This window comes from Neobacillus drentensis NBRC 102427, from assembly GCF_001591445.1.
In the GTDB taxonomy this organism is placed as follows: Bacteria; Bacillota; Bacilli; order Bacillales; family Cytobacillaceae; genus Neobacillus; species Neobacillus drentensis.
In genome coordinates, this window is the sequence record NZ_BCUX01000008.1 from 82465 (window position 1) to 102348 (window position 19884).

Consider the following 19884-nt stretch of genomic DNA (forward strand, 5'->3'; position numbering starts at 1 on the left):
TCAAAGGACAAATTCAAGCAATACAGATTATAAATCATAAGTCCAATTAGAAGCAGCCACCGAAAATGCCAGAGGCTCTTATGAACCAATATTGCTGTTTTTACTTTCATTGTTTCCCTTTCCCTTTCCATTTATAAGGAAGCTTTACCATCGTTTCCGGTTCATTAATCTCGCTTAAAAAGTGAATCGCATCTTGGAGGATTTGAGTCTGCAAATGGTGTTCCCCTGCTCTTCCAAAGCTTCTTCCCAGCGGAAAACGTAAATGTAATGACCTAGGAACCCTTACCTTTTCAGTTAAATCTGCCAAATGAGTAATTGAAATTGTCGGAATTCCTGCTTTTTCAATTGCATATTGAATCAATCCCACGGATTGATGACAAATATATCAGCCGGGATTCAAAATAACGGCATCTACCTTGTCTTCTTGCAATTGTTTAAGAATTAACGGAATCGTCTCTTCAACCAGCGGTGTCGTATTAGGAATATAGCCCATTAGCCCATAATGATGTCGAGCAACACCACCAATAATACCTTTAAGCGCTAGTTCTTTGAGGCGGAATAAAGGAAAGACACAATTGATGTCTTGGTCTGCATCACTTCGATCAAAATGAGTATGGCTGATCATTAAATTCGCTTCTTGGACTGATGATGGAATATACCTGACAGAGGAATCACCTGCTTCAACCTCAAAAACAGGCTGTGTTTTCATATGGACACCAGCAGTTGTGATAAGGGCAAACACTGCTTCCGATGCTGGCTTTGTAAAAGGTACGATCGGTATATCTCCAAGTATCGGGCTAACCATATGTTTTGCCTTTATACTGACGAGGGATTCAATGAACCGATTTCCAGATAGTTTCACTCTGTTTCCTCCTCTCTGCGATCCAAAATAAACCACCGGCTAAACTTGTTATTGAAACAAGAATAAAAAATAATAGTGAAATAGTTAGGGCAATCTCAGCAGGTACACCTAGCCCTTTAAAAAATAATACATAACACCCTTCGCGAACCCCTAAACCATTTACACTGATTGGCAGCATGGTGATCACTGAAATAAGTGTGATAATCATTAACAATTGAATCCACGGGAGATTGATACCTATTGATAAAAACAGTAAATCATTAATCCAAGCAAGACCGACCTGAAAAAGGATGGAGAGGAGGGTAATCTTTAACCACCACTTATAATCTTCTTTTCGATAATTCAAGGCAATTTGACTTGTTTTAACAAGCGTGTGTTTAATTTTTAGGACCCAACGATTGATATCAGAGTCAGTCATTTTCTTTTTATCTACTTTACACTTCTTTCTACGTTTGACCACTATACTAATTAGGTAAAACAACAGCAAAAGCATCCCTATGACAAACAGGATTGGCAAAAGGAAAGGTCTCGCTTCTTCCACAAACAAGGATGAAAAAACGGCAATTACTACTAGTGCAGCCCCACTTGTTATCCGTTCGAATGCTACAGATGCGGTGGCGATGGGAACTCCTGTGATTCTTCCTAAATAGTAAACACGGACAACATCTCCACCCACACTGCCTGGTAAAAAATTATTGAAAAATAGACCTATATAGTAGAAACGCCCCAATTTAGATAATGAGGCGTCTCGCTTTATTTCTTGATTTAATGATGAATCAACAAGCAATTTCCATTTTAAGATACTCGAGACAACGGTAAGTTGAATGGCAATAAATGCAGCAATAAAATAAATGAACGAGCCCTCTTTTGCAACCTCAATAACCTTACTCCACTCGATTTTTCGTAGAATCCAATAAATTAAACAGGTGCTACCCAAAACCCTTATAATTAGATCTTTATTTTTCAAGATGGAGGCCATTACCCTTTTACTCCTTGTTTTCCTTTACCCCAGGATTGTAATTTTGGGCGAAGTATCATACCTAATACTGCTAGTGCAATCACAATTGTAAAAACAAAGAACAATATTTTTACGGTGCTTGTTGCATTTTGACCAAGATAGGAATAGAGAAGCGTTGCAGGTAATTGACCAAGGCCAGTAGCCCAGAAAAATTGCCAAAAAGAGATGGATGTTACACCTGCAGCGTAGCTAACTAAGTCAAAGGATACAATTGGAACAAGTCTGGCTATAAAAACCGCATGCTTTCCATATTTATCAAAAAATTGATCCCACCAGGTCAATGCTTTTTTCGTGATGATTTTTTCAACGACTGGTCTACCTAAAATTTTGGCTAAATAAAAACATAGGACTGCTCCTGCCATTGCGCTGCTCCAGGAGAGAATAGCTCCCCCAACCCAGCCAAATAATAATCCGTTCGCAAAGGTAATTACAAATGCCGGGAGTGGTGCGATGATGGATTGGAAGACCATCAATAATCCAGAAACAACTGCAGCTAGGGAACCAAATGATAGAAGGTAATCACGGAAGCCCTCAACATCTGCGTCTTTTAAATATTGAATCGACTGGTTAAGCGAATCCTGAATTTCTCCTTGGGCTAAATAGATTAGCAAAAACAAAGCAATGAATCCATATAAAAACATCATTCCAAACTTTTGATATCTTGATAATAGATTCCAGCCTGTGTCGGACGCCATTTCGGGATTCCTCTTCTTCAAAAGAGTGATGACCATAATGGCAATACCAACCGGAATAACAACTAGTAAAATCTGATTCATTTCACTTAGAGTAAAAATCCCTTCTAAAAACAATGATTTCCTTACTACATAGGCGGGTAGAATTGCTAGACTCCCCTTAGTCATTGTAAAGAAAGCGATAATTGCCATGCTTGCGATTACAATTGCGGCTGTTGCCTTTGCAGACTCCCAGAGCGCAAGTTTTTTTGCACTCATAAACGTCCTTAAAAAGTAAAACCATGCTCCGGTTAGAATTGAAATCGTTACAAAGTATTCACTATCAAAACGCATATCCAGCCATGAATTTTGAATCAACAGAATAGCCATCGTAAATCCCATAAGGAAGAAGAGGAATAACGACGCAATTAATTGACCGAAGGCACGAATGACGTTTTTCATTTTCTCACCCCTATTATTGTACGATTGAATAAGTTAATGTAAGAGGTGTGCCGTCCTCAGGAAGCACATCCGGATTACCATGGAATTCTGCATGACCACCTTCAAACGTAATCGCCATATTTTCCTTCGATCCAGTTAAGCCCATGGCGTGTTGAATATTAAATATTAATAAAAGTTGATGATCTACGTTTCTTTTGCCTATTTCCCTTAAGATAATGATTTTGATGAATTATGTACGTTAAAGTAAACTAATATTGACCAATATTGTAAGTTTTTAACTTAACTAAGATTAATATGATAATAACACTCCAATAAAAGGGATAGTTTTATATCTGAAATTGTTCGAAATTTCGACAAAAAATTATTACAATATTGTTAAAACCTAATGCTCTATCAGTTAACCAATTAAAAACTTTTGAAACAAATCAAGCTATATCTTGAAAAAGTAAAACTTACATCTATCTGGGCTAATATATTATATTGAATTACTATGCCAAGATAAAATCATAATATCCATTAATCCTATAGTGTGTAATCGCTTTTTTCGATATTGGAATTTCTCTTTTAGAACAGAAAGAAGCCCATCCAAGGGTTTGGATAGGGCTTCTTTTTAATAGTAATAAGTTCGCTAGGAAATGAGTTAGGAAATTTTCTTTAGTTCTTCTGTTAGCTTTAGGAATAACTCTTTATCCCCATGTTGTAATGTGTGGTCGATTTCCTTGCGGATTTTCTCCCTCTTAAATTCTAGCAGGGCATTGTTTAGAAACATCTCAGCAACGACAGCATCTGTATTTTCATCCGAATGTTGTGGTGAATTAAGTAATTTCTTTTCCATGGAAATCAACTCCTTACGTTTTTTCTAATTATACAAGGAGTTTTCTAAAAATTCAAACATTTTATTTCAAAAATCAAAAAAAAATTCACAAAATGTTCAAAAATACAAAAATATGGTGTCAAGCACCACCTTTTGGGGAACATTATACTCATCTTTATTATCGACAGAGCAGGTGAGGGTTTAGATGGAACAAGCAGTCTTTTCAGGTTATCAACCAGTTAATAACATTAATGTTTATTATGAATTTTATCCAAATCAAGCATCGGAAGAAACGTTTGTTTTATTACACGGCTTTCTTTCGTCCACCTTCACTTTTCGTCATCTCATATCATTATTAAAAAAGGATTACCAGGTATTATCGATTGATCTCCCCCCGTTTGGGAAAAGTGCGAAATGTAACCATTATGTTTATTCCTACAAGAATTTAGCCCAAACAGTCATAAAACTTACAGAGTCTTTGGGGTTAAAAAAAATGACCTTTATCGGTCATTCTATGGGCGGGCAAATTGTATTAAATATCCTTCATATGACGCCTGAGCTAGCAGACAAAGCTATACTGCTCTGCAGTTCCGCCTATCTTAAACGCTCGAAATTGCCCTTAATCTTGACTAGTTACCTGCCCTATTTCCATCTCTTCGTAAAATATTGGTTTGCACGAACCGGTGTTAAAAAGAATCTTCAAGATGCACTTTTTAATCATGCGATTATTAACGAGGAAATGATTAATGGATACTTACAACCATTTTTAGAGGATGAGATTTTCGTCGCGCTTACAAGAATGATTCGGGACCGTGAGGGGGACTTGCCAATTGAAATTCTTAATCAAATCAAAACACCTTGTTTATTGCTATGGGGGGATCATGATAAATCGATACCGCTTAATGTGGGTGAAAAGCTAAATAAAGACCTGGTTAATTCTGAGCTAATTGTATTAAAAGATACCGGCCATGCCCTTCCGGAAGAGCGCCCTATGGAGGTGTTTGAATATATCAAGGGATTTATTGATCATTACAAAACGGCAGCTGAATCCTAGCTGCCGTTTTTGTGGTGGTGGTATCCCTGAAGAATATTAGTAACGGTGCCTGACACCTGTAAAACACTCTTTATTTAAACCAGCCCTTTTCCTTAGATTGGGTGATAGCCTCAATTCGATTTTTAACTTCAAGTTTGTCGAGGATAATGGAGATATAATTTCTGACTGTTCCTGTTTTGATGCTCAGCTCTTCCGCGATTTCTTTTGTGTTTTTACCATCTGCAACGAGCTCTAACACCTCTTTTTCTCTGTCGGTTAGCGGATTTTCTTCTCCGTATACATCATCCATTAATTCCGGTGCATAAATTCGTCTTCCTGACATTACACTTCGGATGGAATTAGCCAACTCTTCGCTAGGACTATCCTTCAACAAATAGCCGCTTACACCGGCCTTTACTGCACGTTGAAAATATCCGGTTCGGGCAAATGTCGTTAAAATGATTACTTTACAGCCCAAACCCTTTAGCTCTTCAGCTGCCTCAAGTCCGCTCTTACCCGGCATTTCAATATCCATAATACAAACATCCGGTTGAAGCTTTTTCACCAGCGAAACCGCCTCTTCTCCGTTTGAAGCCTTACCGACAACTTCCATGTCATCTTCCAAATTTAGCAGTGAACCAAAGGCTCCTAAAAGCATTTGCTGATCTTCAGCAATCACGATTTTAATCATTTTTTATCCCCCTGTTCTAGGCTTGACATCATTCGGTACACTTATAATTAATGTTGTTCCATCTTTTATCAATATTTCAAGTCTTCCATTAATAAATTCCAGCCGTTCTTTCATGCCAATCAGCCCATGTCCTTCAGCTGACTTTTCCTTCTCCCCCTTAAAAATGCCATCGTCCTTAATCTTCATTACTAATTCCTTCAACGATTGCTCAATGGATATGGAACACGACTTTGCTTCACTATGTTTAACGACATTATTTACAGCCTCTTTTAAACACATGCTTAGAATATTCTCTGTTAACAGCGAGACACAGGTTGGTGAAAAGTCTCCATCACTGACAAAATTAATCTGCGCTGCCCTAAGGATTTGTTCCACCCGAAGGATTTCATCCTTCAAGCGGATTCCTCGCATCGAAGAAACCATCTTTCTAACTTCACTTAAAGCCGTTCGAGCAGTTTGCTGAACATCCTTCAATTCATTCCTTGCCTGATCAGGGTCTTTTGAGATTAATTTTCGTGCTAAATCTGATTTCAACCCTATAAGTGAAAGTTTTTGTCCAAGTGTATCATGAAGGTCACGTGCTATTCGCTGCCTTTCTTCTATTTTGACAAGTTCTGAAATCCGTTTATTTGCATCACTTAACTTTTCTTCAAGCTGTCCTCTCTCCTTGCGATTATGAATGCTAAACGGGAGAAGTATCACACTAATCCAGATAATGATAACAAATGGTAATTGTTGTAGAAATAATTTTTCATGCATGACGATGCTGAAGTTGATTGAAACAGATGTGCTAAACAAATGAATAAAATACAAGGTCAAAAAGGCAACCCTATCTTTTATATTTCCTATGAAATAGGCAAGGAAAAAAGCAAAATAAACGTAATTGAAAAGGCTGTTCGCAGTGATCGAAATTCCAATCAAAATCAACGTCCATAAATAAACCGGCCATCCTTTTGAAATGAACGCAATCCGGTAAAAGATAAAGAATAGCAGTGTCAGTAAAATTCCAACAACTATTTCAATCGTGGAAGGTGACTGGAAGATAAAGTAAAACGGCAAAATACCAAGAATCGTCCATATATACGGTGCAATCCCATTATTTTTTTGAAATGTCATATACTTTTTTATCATGAACGAAACCCCATTTTCACCTTTAATCCTTCATTCTCATATCATAACTCAAAGTAGCAATGGATTGAAAATTTGTTCTACCTGGCTCATTCCATATATGTTGTTTACACCCATATGTAATATTTTCCCACAGATAATTATATAATACACTAATCAGAATTTTATACACGTTTAGACCGTTTGAATATTGGAAATACAGGTTGTTATAAAACAACTAGGAGGAATGGATGTTGAGAGAAATATTCAAAAATTGCTCCGAAATTCCTTATTTGCGTCTTGGTGCCGGTGAACCATTAGTTTTTCTTCACGGACTTGGTGAAGTGAAGGAGGGGTGGGGAAATCAATTTGAATTTGCGAATCAGTATGACTTAATTATCCCTGATTTACGAGGTCATGGAGAGTATATTACACCTGGAGAGATATCAATAAAAAACTTTGCTTATGATGTTATTAGCCTATTAAAAGGCCTCGGAATTGAAAGCGCACACATTTGTGGGTTATCAATGGGTGGAATTGTAGCGCAAGAAATTTATCGTCAAGCACCCGAAATGTGCCGCTCCTTAATGCTGGTAAGCACGTTACATTTTGCTCCACATCATCTTGGCAAACTATTTACAGACTTTCGGAAAAATCGATCAGAAAATAAATCTCTTGAGGATATAACAGAAAGGTCTGCGAAGGTTTGCCTCTATTCTTGGACAAAAGAAAATATCGACAGCTTTTCTCAATTTTACAAACCAAATAAAGAATTCTTCTTTAAATCCATGGATGCCTGTCTAAAAGTAAATAATATCACATTACTTCCAACAATCAAGGTTCCCACCCTAATTATTGGCGGCCAGTATGATTCGGTGATCCCTGTTTGGGTACAGCTCATGATGCACAAACAAATTCGCCACTCCGAATTTGTTATTTTCAGGAATACCGGCCATATTGCAAAGTTAGAGGCGAAGGATGAATTCAATCAAGTTCTATGGACATTTTTGAACAAACATAGAATGGCAAGTTAAAGGGGAAGGATTAACCTTCCTCTTCTCATTGCCTCTACTTATTATATATTTCCTTGTACCATACTTTAGTACAAAATCATTTTGAGAGCTGTTTTGAGCGACTGGATGCCCATTGATCAACAATTCCCGCAAACATGCCGGATAATGCAAGTCCAACATGGCCTGATTCAACGCAAAGATATGTTTTATCCTTACTTGATACTAAATCCATAATTGGCTTACTTTGATTTTCCAAAACTAAGTTATCTCTAGAACCAGAGATAACAAATAGATTGGCCTCAATATTACTTAAATCCACCTTTTTATTTCCAACTAAAAATTCCCCTTTTACCAGCTTGTTATCTCTCATCAGGTCATTGGCTAACTGTTTGTAAGCCTCTCCCGTAAAAGGAACTTGATCAAGCGTCCACTTGTTCATTCGACGCCACTTATCCACATAACGCTGATCGTGGGCTCGATTTAAAAGCGTGGTATAGTTAGTAAAATAGATAGGTGATCCAACCGCTCTAAACATCATTTCAACATATTTAGGTGGGACAACCCCATAAACATCGAGAAGATGTTCAATCGTAAAATCCCCATTTTTGAAGCCCTCAGCCCATTTCTCCGGTCCGACTATCGTGGAGAAATCAATGGGTACAGTAGCTACAATTAAATTTTTAATTGGTTCTTCCGCAATCGATGCATAGATAGATGCGATCGTACCGCCTAAACAGTAGCCAACTAATGTAATTTCTTCAACATCAGAATGGCGTATCGCCCGCTTCACAGCTGTTTTTAAATATTTCTCAATATAGGTGTCGAGACCGATTTTTTTGTCCTCATAGCCTGGTGTACCCCAATCCAATAAATACACATCATAGCCCATATCCGTTAGTTTTTTAATAACACTAGACTTTGGATCAATATCTAAAATATAGGGTTTATTAAAAAGTGAGTACACGAAAAACAATGGAATTTCATATTTTTTCTGTTTGGCAGGATAATACCATAACACTGATTTATTCTTTCTCCAAACCTCAGTTCTTGGAGTCTGACCTATCCTGGGCTCCGGTTCACTTAATAGCTTAAAGACATTAGCCCAACGTTCCATTTCTTTCTGGTAATCCACATCGGGAATTAGCCCTTTGAAAGGTGTTTCAGTTGCCACTATCCTACCTCCATTTCAATTTTATTTTGATATTCCTGACCCGTGTAGCTCACGTTCCGCGTCTTTGTCTTTATTGATAAGAGTTTTTAAAGCCTCAAACTCTTCTTTAAAATTCGATAATTTCGAAAGTTCAAACTTCATTTCTTGAAGTTCTGCATGTAGTTTTTTTGATTCAACTTGCTCTTTTTTCGATTTTACTAATTCTGTTTTAAGCTGCTTCGTCAGTTTAATAATTTCTTTGGAAATTTCTACAACACTCTCAATTTCTTTGCTTTGCGTTTTCATGGAATCCTGCAAGTTCCAAATTTGTTCCTCGAGAGCTTCAATTTTCTCTTCCGCTTGAATGGTTAAGTTTGCCACATTAGAGACATCATTTTTAGTTGGCAGATTTAACACATTAGCAAGTGCTTCTTGATTCTTTTTAAATGTATCAAGATAACGGGAGTTAAATTCTGTTCCTATATTTGACATTTTCACGACATCCTTGTTATCAGTCAAAAGATAGAAAAAGTCATTCAACTGTTTTTCCCATAATAGACTAAGCTTATGAATGGATTCATATGGATCGAAAGGTTTTTTACCCGACATTACTTCCACTCCTATGATGAAATTATTTAGATTGATCGTTTGTAGTTTTCATATAGTTTTGAAATGGGAGCATCGCACTTTTCACTTGCTTTGCAAACATATTCACAAATACTTTTTGATTTTCATATAGAACATTGCTAGTTTTCTTCACACTTTCAATATATTTTTCTCTGCCATTTTTCCGATAAGCAATATATTGTTCAACTGTTTCTACAAACTTATCTAGAGCTTCCAATTGACCAGTTATTAATGATTGGGTAGGAGTTAACAATAGGTGAGCTGTTTTGTTTTGAATGTCTTCAACTACTTTGTTAATTTCTTCATATGATTTTACTGGAAATAAATTCTGTAGAGAAGTTGTTGTCACAAGTAATTCTTCGCGAGCTGATTTTTCCCACTCTTTGATTTCCATTCCAAATTGTGCCGAAACCGTGATAGCATTTTCCTGATTCTGTTTAAGCTTTTCCACATAGTTCTTTACAGCTTCCAAGAAAAGTTCATCCCGTTTGTTAAAACGTTCTGTCAAAGCATCCAATTCATTAAACCCAAGCTTCCATAGAAGATCTAGACTTGTTAAATCCTTCTCCCCATCAACCTTCGTTTCTTGATTTTCAACCTCTAATACAGCTTCAGTTTTTTTTGTCATTGTTTTTCTCCTCCATTTTCATGTGATCTGAATGAAATAATTGTTTTAAATCTATTAACTCGGATTCTAAGCTTTTTATCTTACAGTCGTGTATATCCCTTGCCTCCATTTCTAAAACAGATAGCAGGGCTTCACATGACATCCGAACCATACTTAACTGGATATTATTCTTTTGTTGTGCTTGTTTAATCTCATAGATTGTTTCATCAAGAAAATCTAATTTCCCCTCATAATCTACGATTCTTACAGAAATAGCACTTATTTCATCTTTATTCGGAAGGTCTAAATGCTTTAACCATCTAGTTGTTAATCTTTTCTGAATTCTTATTCGTTTCACGTGTGCATCCAGTGCCCTCCCCAAAGCCAATGTAAAGCTGCGTGTATTGGTATGGGCATGGATTTGTTCATTCCATTTTTTTTCTAGCTTTTTATAAAAAGTATCCATTTCTTGGTGGGTGAACTTCATCTAAACCCCTCTTAACTAACTGGCCATTCTCTACTTATTACTGTACACTGGCAGTTGTGCCTCCGTCAACGACAAGTACATGACCATAAACATAGTTAGAAGCATCCGAAGCCAAGAAAAGTGCAGGACCCTTCATATCATCATCGGAACCAAAACGTCCCGCTGGTGTCCTCTCAAGGATTTTTTCACCTGAGTAATCCAGGATGGCTTTTGCCATTTTTGTTGGAAAAAATCCCGGGGCAATTGCATTCACATGGACATTAAAAGGAGCCAATTTAACAGCTAAATCCTTTGTTAATGTAATGACAGCACCCTTGCTTGCAGCATAACCTATTGCATCCATGACTAATGGATCTTGACCACCCATACCCGCTATCGATGCAATATTGATAATCTTACCTGATTTTTGCTTTACCATAATTTTACCAACTGCTTGAGAAAATAAGAAGACTGCCTTAAGATTAATATCCATTACCTTATCCCACTTATCTTCAGGCATATCTAATGCAGGGGCTCCCCAACTGGTACCACTGTTATTAACCAAAATATCAATCCGGCCAAACTCCTTCATGGTTTCGTCAACAACAAGTTGGATATCGGTAGGGTTGGCAACGTCACACTTTAATGCAAGTGAGCGAACCCCTTTTTCTTTAAGCGCTGCGCAGAATTGTTGACATGCATCAAGATTTCTCGAACAAACGACCACATTAGCTCCTGCTTCCGCATAAGCGACAGCGATTTGCTGACCTAAACCTCTTCCTCCGCCTGTAATAATCGCAGTTTTACCTTTTAAATTAAAAAGTTCTTGAATATTCATCGGTTTCTCCCTTCTATTAAGCTTTTACCTTTAATTTCTCTTGGTCTCTTAATACTCTTCTGAGTAGTTTTCCAACAGATGACTTTGGCAGTTCTTCAAGTATTTCTACTTGTTTTGGGGCCTTGTAGGGTGCAAGATTTTCTTTACCAAACTTCAGGATTTCCTCTGCGGTAATGGAAAATCCCCCCTTTAGTTTGACGAAGGCTTTTACCGTTTCCCCACGGTAGGAATTAGGAACTCCAATGACAAGTACTTCTTCAATACCTTCAAGCTGATATAGCACATCTTCAATTTCGCTCGGATATACATTGTATCCGCTCGCAATAATCAAATCCTTCTTGCGGTCAACAATATAAAAATAGCCGTCCTCATCCATTTTTGCGATATCGCCTGTAAACAGCCAGCCATCCTTTAATACTTCGGCCGTATCTTCCGGACGATTCCAATAGCCCTTCATGACCTGTGGGCCTTGGATAATTAATTCTCCTGCTTCGCCTATTGGAGCATCGACATACCCATTGGCTGTTTCATGAACAATTCTTGCAACCGTACTTTGAACAGGGATCCCAATACTCCCATATTTTCTTGGGACGAACGGCGGACTAAAAATGGCCGTTGGGGCTGATTCAGAAAGACCGTATCCATCAAGCAGTTTTGCACCTGTTTTCTTTTCAAACATTTTTACTTGTTCTACAGGTAGTGGAGCACCGCCGCTGCTTAAGTAATACATGTCCTTAAAACTACAAGTATCTAAATCCGGTAAGCTATTTAGTGCAAAGTACATGGTTGGTACAGCTGACATTTGGAACGGCTTTTCACGATTAACCGTTTCCATTACTTCCCTTGCATCAAATCGAGGTAAGACAATCTGATTTGCCCCTTCCCTTATTCCACATAGCGCGACACTTGATAAACCATACACATGGAACATTGGCAAAACGGTTATCATCTTTAAATTTTCCGGTTTATTCTCACAAGCTTTATAAGCAAAATCACAAACTTGATTGAAATTGGCTAGGAGGTTGCGATGTGTAAGCATGACACCTTTAGATACACCAGTTGTTCCACCAGTATATTGTATAAGAGCAACGTCTTCAGATTGCTTTATCTCTACCTCTGGGATATTTACATCCTCTTCTAAAAATTCATCAAAATAATGATCGCCTTCTGCAAGGTCGACTTTTGCACCACCGAAACTTACTGCGATTATCTTCTTCAAGGATGTTTTGGATTGTAATTCTTTTATTCTTGGATAAAATGCATCAAACGCTACTATGTACTCAGAGCCAGAATCATTTAAAACGTGTTCTATTTCTCTTTCTACATACATTGGATTAACTTGAACAGCTATTCCTCCTAAACGAAAGGTACCAAATAGCGTGAATATGTAATGCGGGGAATTAGGAAGCATAATCGAAAGTCGATCACCCTTAGTAAATCCTGCTCGATGTAAGGCTGCAGCAAATTTATCGGTAATCATTTTTGTATCGTTGTAAGTCCAAACCTGTCCATAGAAGGTAAAGGCAGGATTAGTATTATAACGATTGACAGAACCATGTAAAAAATCATAAAGAGAATTGTGTTCAATATTCACATGCTCAGTAATTCTTGGATCATAAATTTTTAACCATGGCTTTTGCTGATAAACCATTAGATACGATGCCTCCTTAGGAATACTAAAATTCAATAGTAATTATTCCATTTAAAAATGGTGCAATAACTATGAAGCGTTCATCTATATCTGTAATTAGAATATTAATATAGTTACGATTATTGTTGTAAATTGGGCATTTGTAAACCTTCCTCTTTCGACAAAATTCCACAAAAAATCCGTGATTCTTAAATAAAAAGAAATACTAATCTCCATAAATTAACTATTAGTTTTTTAGGCATTTTCAAAAACATGAGAAAGATGACGAAAAATGTCGGAATATTTTTTCAATCCCGCACGATCCCGAGAGTAAAAATTCAAATAAATAAACAAACATACCTATTCCCATCCTCCTTCCAAATTAATACAAAACACAAAAAGTAGTATTCTTCTATAACATTTCAACTAGGTGTCAGGCACCAAAGGAATACATTTGTACGTATAGAGAGGACATATGTGAAATGGTTCTTTTGTATTATTCTGAATTTTATAACAACAATTACTTTACAAATAGTGGCAACCCCCTTTATAGTAAAATTCAATAGGAGGGGTAAATTTTGAGTGAAATGACAATTCGTTACTCTGAAATTCCTTACTTACGTTTTGGTAAAGGTGAACCTCTGGTCTTTATTCACGGTCTAGGCGAGGTAAAGGAGGGCTGGAACAATCAGTTTGAATTTGCAGATCAGTATGACTTGATTATTCCTGATTTAAGGGGACATGGTGAGCATATCACTACTGAAAAGATTTCTATACCACACTTTGCTCGTGATATTATTAATCTATTGAAGAAACTCCAAATTGAAAGCGCACACATCTGTGGTTTATCCATGGGAGGAATGGTGGCGCAGGAGATTTATCGTCAAGCGCCTCAGATGTGTCTCTCTTTAATGCTGGTAAGTACATTTCATTTTGTGCCAAAACCTTTAGCAAAGCTAATAATAAACTATCGGAGGGTTCGGTCACTTTCGAATAACCCCAGTCTGCCAAAAGAAACGGCTGCACGTATTTCACTTAATTCATGGAAGGGCAAAGTTTATGAGGATTTCCTTAAATTTTATAAGCCTAATCATGAGGTTTTTCTTAAATCAGTAAAAGCATGTCTCGAAGTAAATAATTTAAAACTACTTCCTAAAATTAAAGTTCCCACATTAATCATGGGCTCTCAATATGATTCAGTCATCCCTGTATGGATGCAACTTTTAATGCATAAAAAAATTCGTCATTCTGAATTTGTTATTATCAGGAATACGGGCCATATAGCCAAGTTAGAACAAAAGGATGCATTTAACAGGGTTCTCCGCAACTTTTTAAAGAAACACTCAAAAGTAAGTTAAGGGAAGAATTCCTTCTTCCCTTCTTCTATGTTCTTTCCTACTACTAATAATCATATAATTTACCGTATCTTTAAAAAGGAGGTTTATTATAAATGCCACAAACTACTGGGAATGGTATAAATCTCTATTATGAGGTTCATGGAGAGGGAGAACCTCTACTATTAATAATGGGGTTGTCGCTTAATTCAAAATCTTGGTTTAGAACTCTCCCCGCTCTAAGTGAGCATTATAAAGTAATTATTTTTGATAATCGTGGTACAGGTCTTAGTGATAAACCTAAAACCCCTTATTCAATCGCACAAATGGCAGAAGATGCTAGGTGCGTCATGGATGCTGCCGGTGTTGACTCTGCCCATGTCTATGGTATTTCCATGGGTGGGATGATTGCACAAAGATTAGCGCTTATGTATCCCGAAAAAGTCCGATCCCTTATTCTAGGTTGTACAACCTCTGGAGGGGTCAATCATGTACAGCCTGGTGCAGATGTCTCGATGTTAATGCTTTCGAGGGGTTCTTCTGTTGCAACACCGGAAGAAATGGCTTGGGCAACTGTTCCAATCCTTTACAGTCATGACTTTATAGAGAATCAGCGGGATTTAGTTGCAGAGGACATACAAAAAAGAATAGAGATCCCTGTGCTTCCCTATGCCTATATGCTCCAGCTCCAAGCCTGCTTAGCTCATGATACCTACAACAAGATAGACCAAATTAAGGCTCCAACCTTGGTTATCCATGGCGATGAAGATAAATTAGTTCCCTACCAAAATGGGGTAACCTTAGCAGAAAAAATTCCAAATGCCGAATTTTTGACGATTCAAGGTGCCGGACATATTTATATAACCGAAGCCAATGATTTAGTAAATGAAAGAGTGTTAGAATTTATAAAGAAACAATAGTTTCTATAGAAATGCCCGATCTCAAAGTGGACCGGGCATTTTAGTATCAAAGTTTAAGGTTTTCTTACTTTCTATTAAGCTTTAACCTTCGAAATCTCTTCATCTCTAAGAACTCTTCTTAATAATTTACCCACTGATGATTTTGGCAATTCAGCAAGAATTTCAACTTCCTTTGGTGCCTTATACGGCGCAAGGTTATCCTTTGCAAACTGTATGATTTTGTCCATAGAAAGTGTATAGCCTTGTTTAGGTTTTATAAACGCCTTCACTGTTTCCCCGCGGTAAGTATCCGGAACACCAATGACAATGGCCTCTTCGACACCTTCTAACATGTAGAGGACTTCCTCAACTTCACGTGGATAAACATTGTATCCACTTGCAATAATCATATCCTTCTGGCGGTCAAGGATATAAAAATAGCCGTCTTCATCCATCTTGGCAATATCGCCAGTAAATAACCAGCCATCTTTTAATACCTCTTCTGTATCCTTTGGCCGATTCCAGTACCCCTTCATTACTTGAGGACCACTGACAATTAGCTCGCCAGATTCACCAACTGGAACATCAATATATTCACCGTCTTCTGTCTCGCGAACAATCCTTACCACCGTGCTTGGAACAGGGATCCCGATACTGCCGTATTTTCTTGGGACAAACGGTGGATTAAACACCACTGTAGGTGCAGCCTCAGATAGACCATACCCATCAAACAGTGTTGCCCCGGTTAATTTTTCAAATGTTTTTGCTTGTTCAACTGGTAATGGCGCACCACCACTGCCAACATACCACATTTTATCTAACCAAGAATCCTTTATTAATTCCGGCTGGCTGTTTAACGCAAAATACATGGTCGGAACTCCTGCAAAGAGGAATGGCTTTTCCCGATTAATCGTTTCAACTACTTCTTTTACATCAAAGCGTGGTAACACAATCTGATTGGCACCTTCTCGAATTCCACAAAGGGCCACACTAGAAAGCCCATAAACATGAAACATGGGCAGAACAGTAATCATTTTAAAAGACTCTGGCATATTTTCACAGGTGTTATAAATAAAATCGCAGACCTGATTAAAATTAGCCAATAGATTATAATGAGTCAGCATAACCCCTTTAGGAACACCTGTTGTTCCACCTGTATATTGTAAAACGGCTACATCTTCATGCGGGTCAATTTCAACTGCTGGAACATCAATCTCCTCCTGAAGGACCTCTTCAAAATAATGGTCGCCTTCTCTTAATTCCTGTCTTTCCTCTCCAAAACTAACAACAATAACTCTTTTCAAGGTTGTGTCAGATTGAACTCTTTTAACCTTAGGATAAAAAGCATCTAACGCTACCATGAACTTGGCTCCTGAATCGTCCAAAACATAGGCAATTTCCCTTTCCACGTACATCGGATTCACTTGGACTGCAATTCCACCTAATCGGAAAATAGCAAATAACGTGAAAATATAATGGGGGCTATTGGGAAGCATAATGGCTACACGGTCACCTTTTTTAAAGCCTTGTTTATGTAATGAAGATGCGAGCCGATCGACAATAATTTTTGTTTCCGTGAAACTAAAAACTTTTCCATAAAAAGTAAAAGCTGGTTTATCACCAAAACGTTTTACTGCGCCTTCTAAGAAATCATATAACGACTCATGCTTTACACATACATTCTCACTTACTCTGGGATCATACAATTTTAACCAGGGCTTTTGCTGATATACCATAAACAAATCCTCCTCAGGTATTCAAATTTTTAAATCCAGTTAAATTATTGTTTCAATTGAGAATTTTGTAAACATGACATTCTCGACAATATTCCTCAATAACTTCAGGGTTTTATAAAAAATAAGAATACCTATCAGTCTACTTCCCGTTTTCCAAAGCGCATATGTCGAACAATGCCAGAATTGTATCAATTGTTCACAAAATCATAACAATTATTTGTGAAATTTATTTGAAAATCGACCGAATCGAATTTGTAAAAACTTCGTTAAATAAAGTGGAAATGCTACCCGAATTAGTGAGCCTGAATTGTAATATCAATCGTCTTATACGCAATCAAATAGGTTGCCAATGAGTATACAGCCTCAGTAAAACCAAGGATGGTAATGGATACTCCAAAGATGAATAAGTTAAAGAATAAAATAAATTGTCCTATGGTAAAAGCGCTGCGTTTACTAAAAAGAATCGCTAAAACTTCTGTACCATCTAAACAACCACCACACCGAATCGTTATTCCGACCCCCAATCCCAAGCTAATTCCTCCAAAAAGAATCACTAATATTGGGTTGTGTGTGATGACAGGAAAATTCTCTAATAGGTGTGTTCCAAATGATAGAACAAGAATAGCAAAAAGACTCAGCATTAAAAATCTTCTTCCTAGAAATGAATAAGCTAATAAGAAAAAGGGAGTATTTAGTATTAATAGATATAATCCAATTTCTTGATTTGTAATATGGGAGAGAAGGATGCTTATGCCAATAATCCCTCCATCTATAACAAAATTTCCCACTAGAAATAGTTGCAGTGAAATTGTAACAAGTGATACACCGCAAAAAATAAGCCCTGCCCGTTTAAAAAGGGAGATCTCACTTGATCTAGAAAAATCAGAATAATATTTTATGCGTTTTATATTCATATTTACTCGTCCCCTTTTTGCCCTTAAATGCAGTGACACGTGTATTAAATATATTCGGTAAAAAGATAAACATTCTCTACCTCCCCAATTGTAAAAAAAGAGCCGCTAGGAACAAATTATTCTTTGCTCCTAACGGCTCTATTATTTTCAAGCTTGAGATGTAAACGGATGTTTAAATTCCTCGGGAAGCAAGACGTTAGATAGATTTTTAATAAAAAGAACATTAACTTTTAATAAATGACAAACTATCCAAGTCATCCTATCCCCCTATTGAAACTACAAAAGGACGAGTCCTTTATCGACTTGTCCTTTTATGTGTGATTACTAGTTTAGCATCTTAAATACTTGCTCCACATCTTTATCGCCACGACCTGATAGGTTAACAATCAATATATCGTCGGTAGCCAATTCTTTAGCCAGTTTTATCGCATATGCTACAGCATGAGAACTTTCCAAGGCAGGAATAATGCCTTCCGTCTTGCTTAACACTTGAAACGCCTCTAACGCCTCCTGCCCAGTTACGGTTACATATTCAGCACGCCCGCTTGTTTTCAAATGGCTGTGCTCTGGTCCGACACCAGGATAATCAAGTCCCGCAGCAATCGAATACGTTGGTTTAGGCTCGCCCTTTTCATCTAGTAATGTTAAACATCTAAAACCATGGATTACACCTGGGACACCTTCAGTCAGAGTCGGCGCCTCCGCGGGTTCTACCCCAATTAAACGCACATCTTTTTCATAAATATAATGAGCAAAGGCTCCAATGGCATTACTTCCGCCTCCTGCACAGGCAATCACCGCTGTCGGAAGCCTGCCTTCTTTTTCAAGAACCTGGCGCTTTGACTCTTCACTTATAATTGATTGAAAATGTTTGACCATTGATGGATATGGGTGTGGACCCACAGCTGAACCTAATAGGTAAAAGGTACTTTTATAGTTTTGCACCAAGTCGCCTAAGGCTTCGTCAACCGCATCCTTTAAACGGCCCTGCCCCTTTTCTACTGGTACAACTTTCGCTCCTAATAATTCCATTCGAAAGACGTTGAGCGCTTGACGTTCCGTATCCAGCTTGCCCATATAAATGATACATTCCATCCCGAACATGGCACATGCGGTTGCAGTTGCCACACCGTGCTGGCCTGCTCCGGTTTCAGCAATAATTCGCTTCGCACCCATTCGTTTGGCTAAAAGAATCTGACCGATGGCATTATTAATTTTGTGTGCCCCCGTATGATTTAAATCTTCTCGTTTCAGATATATTTTTGCCCCTTGATTTTGTTTGGTTAAATTTTCAGCGAAGGTTAACGGATTTTCTCTGCCTATATATTCCTTTAAGTAATACTTAAATTCCTCAATAAATTCCGGATCATCCTTATAACGGAAAAATTGTTCTTCTAATTCGTTCATTACTAGTTGTAGCTCCTCGGGTACAAAGCTTCCGCCAAACTCTCCAAAATACCCTTTCTTCTCTACACTAACTCTCTCCATGCTCATCTCGACTCCTTCTAAACTATTATTTAAACTAGCCTCTATCTAATTAACTGAATATTCCTTTAATTATTTTACCATACTGTCTATTTTCTGCAACCATTAACTCTCCTGAACTAATTGAAAAAGCCTGCACTGTTTCAGATAAAGGGTTCCGTCTTCGGGTGCTTTCTTATTAAAAGACACAAGATTGACGTATGAATCGCATACGTCTTTTCTTTATTTATCAAGGTTTCTTCGAAATTTCATTAACTTTGACATAGCAATTGAGGATCAGAGGATCCGCATCTATCTGTTGGGGGGAGCGGTAGGATAATTACCCGAGCTAATAAATAGACGGAAAAATTCCGCTTAATTCGTAATTATTATTAAAAAAGGCTTAAATAGACGGAGAGATTCCGCCTATTGACTCGAAAAATTCGAAAAGGGAAGATTTTTCTTTGCATAACCGGAAAATCTCCGCTTATTTTACTTTTTTATATACCATTAACGATGTCAATACGACTGTCATTTCGGTACGTATT

At 37.5% G+C, this 19884-nt stretch carries 20 protein-coding genes; 4 read left to right on the forward strand and 16 right to left on the reverse strand.

Annotated elements, in window-relative coordinates; all coding sequences use genetic code 11:
- Positions 1–106 precede the first annotated feature (106 nt).
- The 5 genes from BDR01S_RS26460 to BDR01S_RS04265 all read right to left on the reverse strand — a co-directional run bounded on the left by BDR01S_RS26460 (position 107) and on the right by BDR01S_RS04265 (position 3848).
- Positions 107–862 carry a glycine/sarcosine/betaine reductase selenoprotein B family protein gene (locus tag BDR01S_RS26460; RefSeq protein ID WP_244889014.1) on the reverse strand — a complete coding sequence of 252 codons (756 nt, stop codon included), beginning with the start codon at positions 860–862 and terminating at the stop codon, positions 107–109.
- Entirely contained in the window at positions 834–1841 is a 1008-nt protein-coding gene (locus tag BDR01S_RS04255; RefSeq protein WP_066252280.1) for a lysylphosphatidylglycerol synthase transmembrane domain-containing protein, read from the reverse strand. The genes BDR01S_RS26460 and BDR01S_RS04255 overlap by 29 nt, the downstream gene beginning before the upstream one ends.
- Complete coding sequence (locus BDR01S_RS24740) at positions 1841–3013, reverse strand: TVP38/TMEM64 family protein (protein WP_082797300.1); 1173 nt, start codon at positions 3011–3013, stop codon at positions 1841–1843. The genes BDR01S_RS04255 and BDR01S_RS24740 overlap by 1 nt, the downstream gene beginning before the upstream one ends.
- A gap of 13 nt (positions 3014–3026) precedes the next feature.
- Positions 3027–3158 (reverse strand): hypothetical protein, encoded by a 132-nt coding sequence (locus tag BDR01S_RS26465; RefSeq protein WP_268874652.1) that lies wholly within the window; start codon positions 3156–3158, stop codon positions 3027–3029.
- A 495-nt stretch (positions 3159–3653) separates the two neighbouring features.
- Entirely contained in the window at positions 3654–3848 is a 195-nt protein-coding gene (locus BDR01S_RS04265) for an IDEAL domain-containing protein (protein WP_066252279.1), read from the reverse strand.
- Between the two features lie 184 nt (positions 3849–4032).
- Between BDR01S_RS04265 and BDR01S_RS04270 the strand changes: the two genes are divergently transcribed.
- Positions 4033–4881: an alpha/beta fold hydrolase gene (locus BDR01S_RS04270; protein ID WP_066252277.1), complete on the forward strand. Its 849-nt coding sequence runs from the start codon at positions 4033–4035 to the stop codon at positions 4879–4881.
- Positions 4882–4951: 70 nt separating this feature from the next.
- Here the strand turns inward: BDR01S_RS04270 and BDR01S_RS04275 are convergent, their stop codons facing one another.
- Positions 4952–5551, reverse strand: a complete 600-nt coding sequence (locus BDR01S_RS04275; protein ID WP_066252275.1) for a response regulator transcription factor — start codon at positions 5549–5551, stop codon at positions 4952–4954.
- A gap of 3 nt (positions 5552–5554) precedes the next feature.
- Positions 5555–6682 carry a sensor histidine kinase gene (locus BDR01S_RS04280; protein WP_066252274.1) on the reverse strand — a complete coding sequence of 376 codons (1128 nt, stop codon included), beginning with the start codon at positions 6680–6682 and terminating at the stop codon, positions 5555–5557.
- A 227-nt stretch (positions 6683–6909) separates the two neighbouring features.
- Between BDR01S_RS04280 and BDR01S_RS04285 the strand changes: the two genes are divergently transcribed.
- On the forward strand, positions 6910–7692 hold the full coding sequence (locus tag BDR01S_RS04285; protein ID WP_066252272.1) for an alpha/beta fold hydrolase: 783 nt from the start codon (positions 6910–6912) through the stop codon (positions 7690–7692).
- A 76-nt stretch (positions 7693–7768) separates the two neighbouring features.
- On the opposite strand, the gene BDR01S_RS04290 is transcribed toward BDR01S_RS04285, so the two are convergent.
- Genes BDR01S_RS04290 through BDR01S_RS04315 form a run of 6 tightly spaced genes read right to left on the reverse strand, consistent with a single transcriptional unit; the run spans position 7769 to position 13010 of the window.
- Positions 7769–8842, reverse strand: coding sequence for an alpha/beta fold hydrolase (locus BDR01S_RS04290; RefSeq protein WP_082797301.1), 1074 nt, complete (start codon positions 8840–8842; stop codon positions 7769–7771).
- Between the two features lie 21 nt (positions 8843–8863).
- Positions 8864–9430, reverse strand: a complete 567-nt coding sequence (locus BDR01S_RS04295; protein ID WP_066252270.1) for a polyhydroxyalkanoate biosynthesis repressor PhaR — start codon at positions 9428–9430, stop codon at positions 8864–8866.
- A 22-nt stretch (positions 9431–9452) separates the two neighbouring features.
- On the reverse strand, positions 9453–10076 hold the full coding sequence (locus BDR01S_RS04300; RefSeq protein WP_066252269.1) for a hypothetical protein: 624 nt from the start codon (positions 10074–10076) through the stop codon (positions 9453–9455).
- Positions 10060–10542, reverse strand: coding sequence for a hypothetical protein (locus tag BDR01S_RS04305; RefSeq protein ID WP_066252266.1), 483 nt, complete (start codon positions 10540–10542; stop codon positions 10060–10062). The genes BDR01S_RS04300 and BDR01S_RS04305 overlap by 17 nt, the downstream gene beginning before the upstream one ends.
- A gap of 37 nt (positions 10543–10579) precedes the next feature.
- Positions 10580–11359 (reverse strand): SDR family oxidoreductase, encoded by a 780-nt coding sequence (locus BDR01S_RS04310; RefSeq protein WP_066252265.1) that lies wholly within the window; start codon positions 11357–11359, stop codon positions 10580–10582.
- 16 nt (positions 11360–11375) lie between these two features.
- Positions 11376–13010: a long-chain-fatty-acid--CoA ligase gene (locus tag BDR01S_RS04315; RefSeq protein WP_066252263.1), complete on the reverse strand. Its 1635-nt coding sequence runs from the start codon at positions 13008–13010 to the stop codon at positions 11376–11378.
- Between the two features lie 566 nt (positions 13011–13576).
- On the opposite strand from BDR01S_RS04315, the gene BDR01S_RS04320 reads away from it, so the two are divergent.
- Together BDR01S_RS04320 and BDR01S_RS04325 are read left to right on the forward strand one after the other, a co-directional pair.
- On the forward strand, positions 13577–14347 hold the full coding sequence (locus BDR01S_RS04320; protein ID WP_066259814.1) for an alpha/beta fold hydrolase: 771 nt from the start codon (positions 13577–13579) through the stop codon (positions 14345–14347).
- Between the two features lie 92 nt (positions 14348–14439).
- On the forward strand, positions 14440–15243 hold the full coding sequence (locus tag BDR01S_RS04325; RefSeq protein ID WP_066252260.1) for an alpha/beta fold hydrolase: 804 nt from the start codon (positions 14440–14442) through the stop codon (positions 15241–15243).
- 74 nt (positions 15244–15317) lie between these two features.
- On the opposite strand, the gene BDR01S_RS04330 is transcribed toward BDR01S_RS04325, so the two are convergent.
- The 3 genes from BDR01S_RS04330 to trpB form a co-directional block, all read right to left on the reverse strand.
- Entirely contained in the window at positions 15318–16958 is a 1641-nt protein-coding gene (locus tag BDR01S_RS04330; protein ID WP_066252259.1) for a long-chain-fatty-acid--CoA ligase, read from the reverse strand.
- A gap of 293 nt (positions 16959–17251) precedes the next feature.
- Positions 17252–17872, reverse strand: coding sequence for a YitT family protein (locus tag BDR01S_RS04335; protein WP_066252256.1), 621 nt, complete (start codon positions 17870–17872; stop codon positions 17252–17254).
- Positions 17873–18196: 324 nt separating this feature from the next.
- On the reverse strand, positions 18197–19360 hold the full coding sequence (gene trpB / locus BDR01S_RS04340; RefSeq protein WP_066252254.1) for a tryptophan synthase subunit beta: 1164 nt from the start codon (positions 19358–19360) through the stop codon (positions 18197–18199).
- Between the last annotated feature and the right edge of the window lie 524 nt (positions 19361–19884).

What these genes read in the sequence shown, in the direction of transcription:
- BDR01S_RS04255 (WP_066252280.1), bottom strand. Translation starts at nt 1,841, where the DNA reads ATGGCCTCCATCTTGAAAAATAAAGATCTAATTATAAGGGTTTTGGGT.
- BDR01S_RS24740 (WP_082797300.1), bottom strand. Translation starts at nt 3,013, where the DNA reads ATGAAAAACGTCATTCGTGCCTTCGGTCAATTAATTGCGTCGTTATTC.
- BDR01S_RS26465 (WP_268874652.1), bottom strand. Translation starts at nt 3,158, where the DNA reads ATGGGCTTAACTGGATCGAAGGAAAATATGGCGATTACGTTTGAAGGT.
- BDR01S_RS04265 (WP_066252279.1), bottom strand. Translation starts at nt 3,848, where the DNA reads ATGGAAAAGAAATTACTTAATTCACCACAACATTCGGATGAAAATACA.
- BDR01S_RS04270 (WP_066252277.1), top strand. Translation starts at nt 4,033, where the DNA reads ATGGAACAAGCAGTCTTTTCAGGTTATCAACCAGTTAATAACATTAAT.
- BDR01S_RS04275 (WP_066252275.1), bottom strand. Translation starts at nt 5,551, where the DNA reads ATGATTAAAATCGTGATTGCTGAAGATCAGCAAATGCTTTTAGGAGCC.
- BDR01S_RS04280 (WP_066252274.1), bottom strand. Translation starts at nt 6,682, where the DNA reads ATGATAAAAAAGTATATGACATTTCAAAAAAATAATGGGATTGCACCG.
- BDR01S_RS04285 (WP_066252272.1), top strand. Translation starts at nt 6,910, where the DNA reads ATGTTGAGAGAAATATTCAAAAATTGCTCCGAAATTCCTTATTTGCGT.
- BDR01S_RS04295 (WP_066252270.1), bottom strand. Translation starts at nt 9,430, where the DNA reads ATGTCGGGTAAAAAACCTTTCGATCCATATGAATCCATTCATAAGCTT.
- BDR01S_RS04300 (WP_066252269.1), bottom strand. Translation starts at nt 10,076, where the DNA reads ATGACAAAAAAAACTGAAGCTGTATTAGAGGTTGAAAATCAAGAAACG.
- BDR01S_RS04305 (WP_066252266.1), bottom strand. Translation starts at nt 10,542, where the DNA reads ATGAAGTTCACCCACCAAGAAATGGATACTTTTTATAAAAAGCTAGAA.
- BDR01S_RS04310 (WP_066252265.1), bottom strand. Translation starts at nt 11,359, where the DNA reads ATGAATATTCAAGAACTTTTTAATTTAAAAGGTAAAACTGCGATTATT.
- BDR01S_RS04315 (WP_066252263.1), bottom strand. Translation starts at nt 13,010, where the DNA reads ATGGTTTATCAGCAAAAGCCATGGTTAAAAATTTATGATCCAAGAATT.
- BDR01S_RS04320 (WP_066259814.1), top strand. Translation starts at nt 13,577, where the DNA reads ATGACAATTCGTTACTCTGAAATTCCTTACTTACGTTTTGGTAAAGGT.
- BDR01S_RS04325 (WP_066252260.1), top strand. Translation starts at nt 14,440, where the DNA reads ATGCCACAAACTACTGGGAATGGTATAAATCTCTATTATGAGGTTCAT.
- BDR01S_RS04330 (WP_066252259.1), bottom strand. Translation starts at nt 16,958, where the DNA reads ATGGTATATCAGCAAAAGCCCTGGTTAAAATTGTATGATCCCAGAGTA.
- BDR01S_RS04335 (WP_066252256.1), bottom strand. Translation starts at nt 17,872, where the DNA reads ATGAATATAAAACGCATAAAATATTATTCTGATTTTTCTAGATCAAGT.
- trpB (WP_066252254.1), bottom strand. Translation starts at nt 19,360, where the DNA reads ATGGAGAGAGTTAGTGTAGAGAAGAAAGGGTATTTTGGAGAGTTTGGC.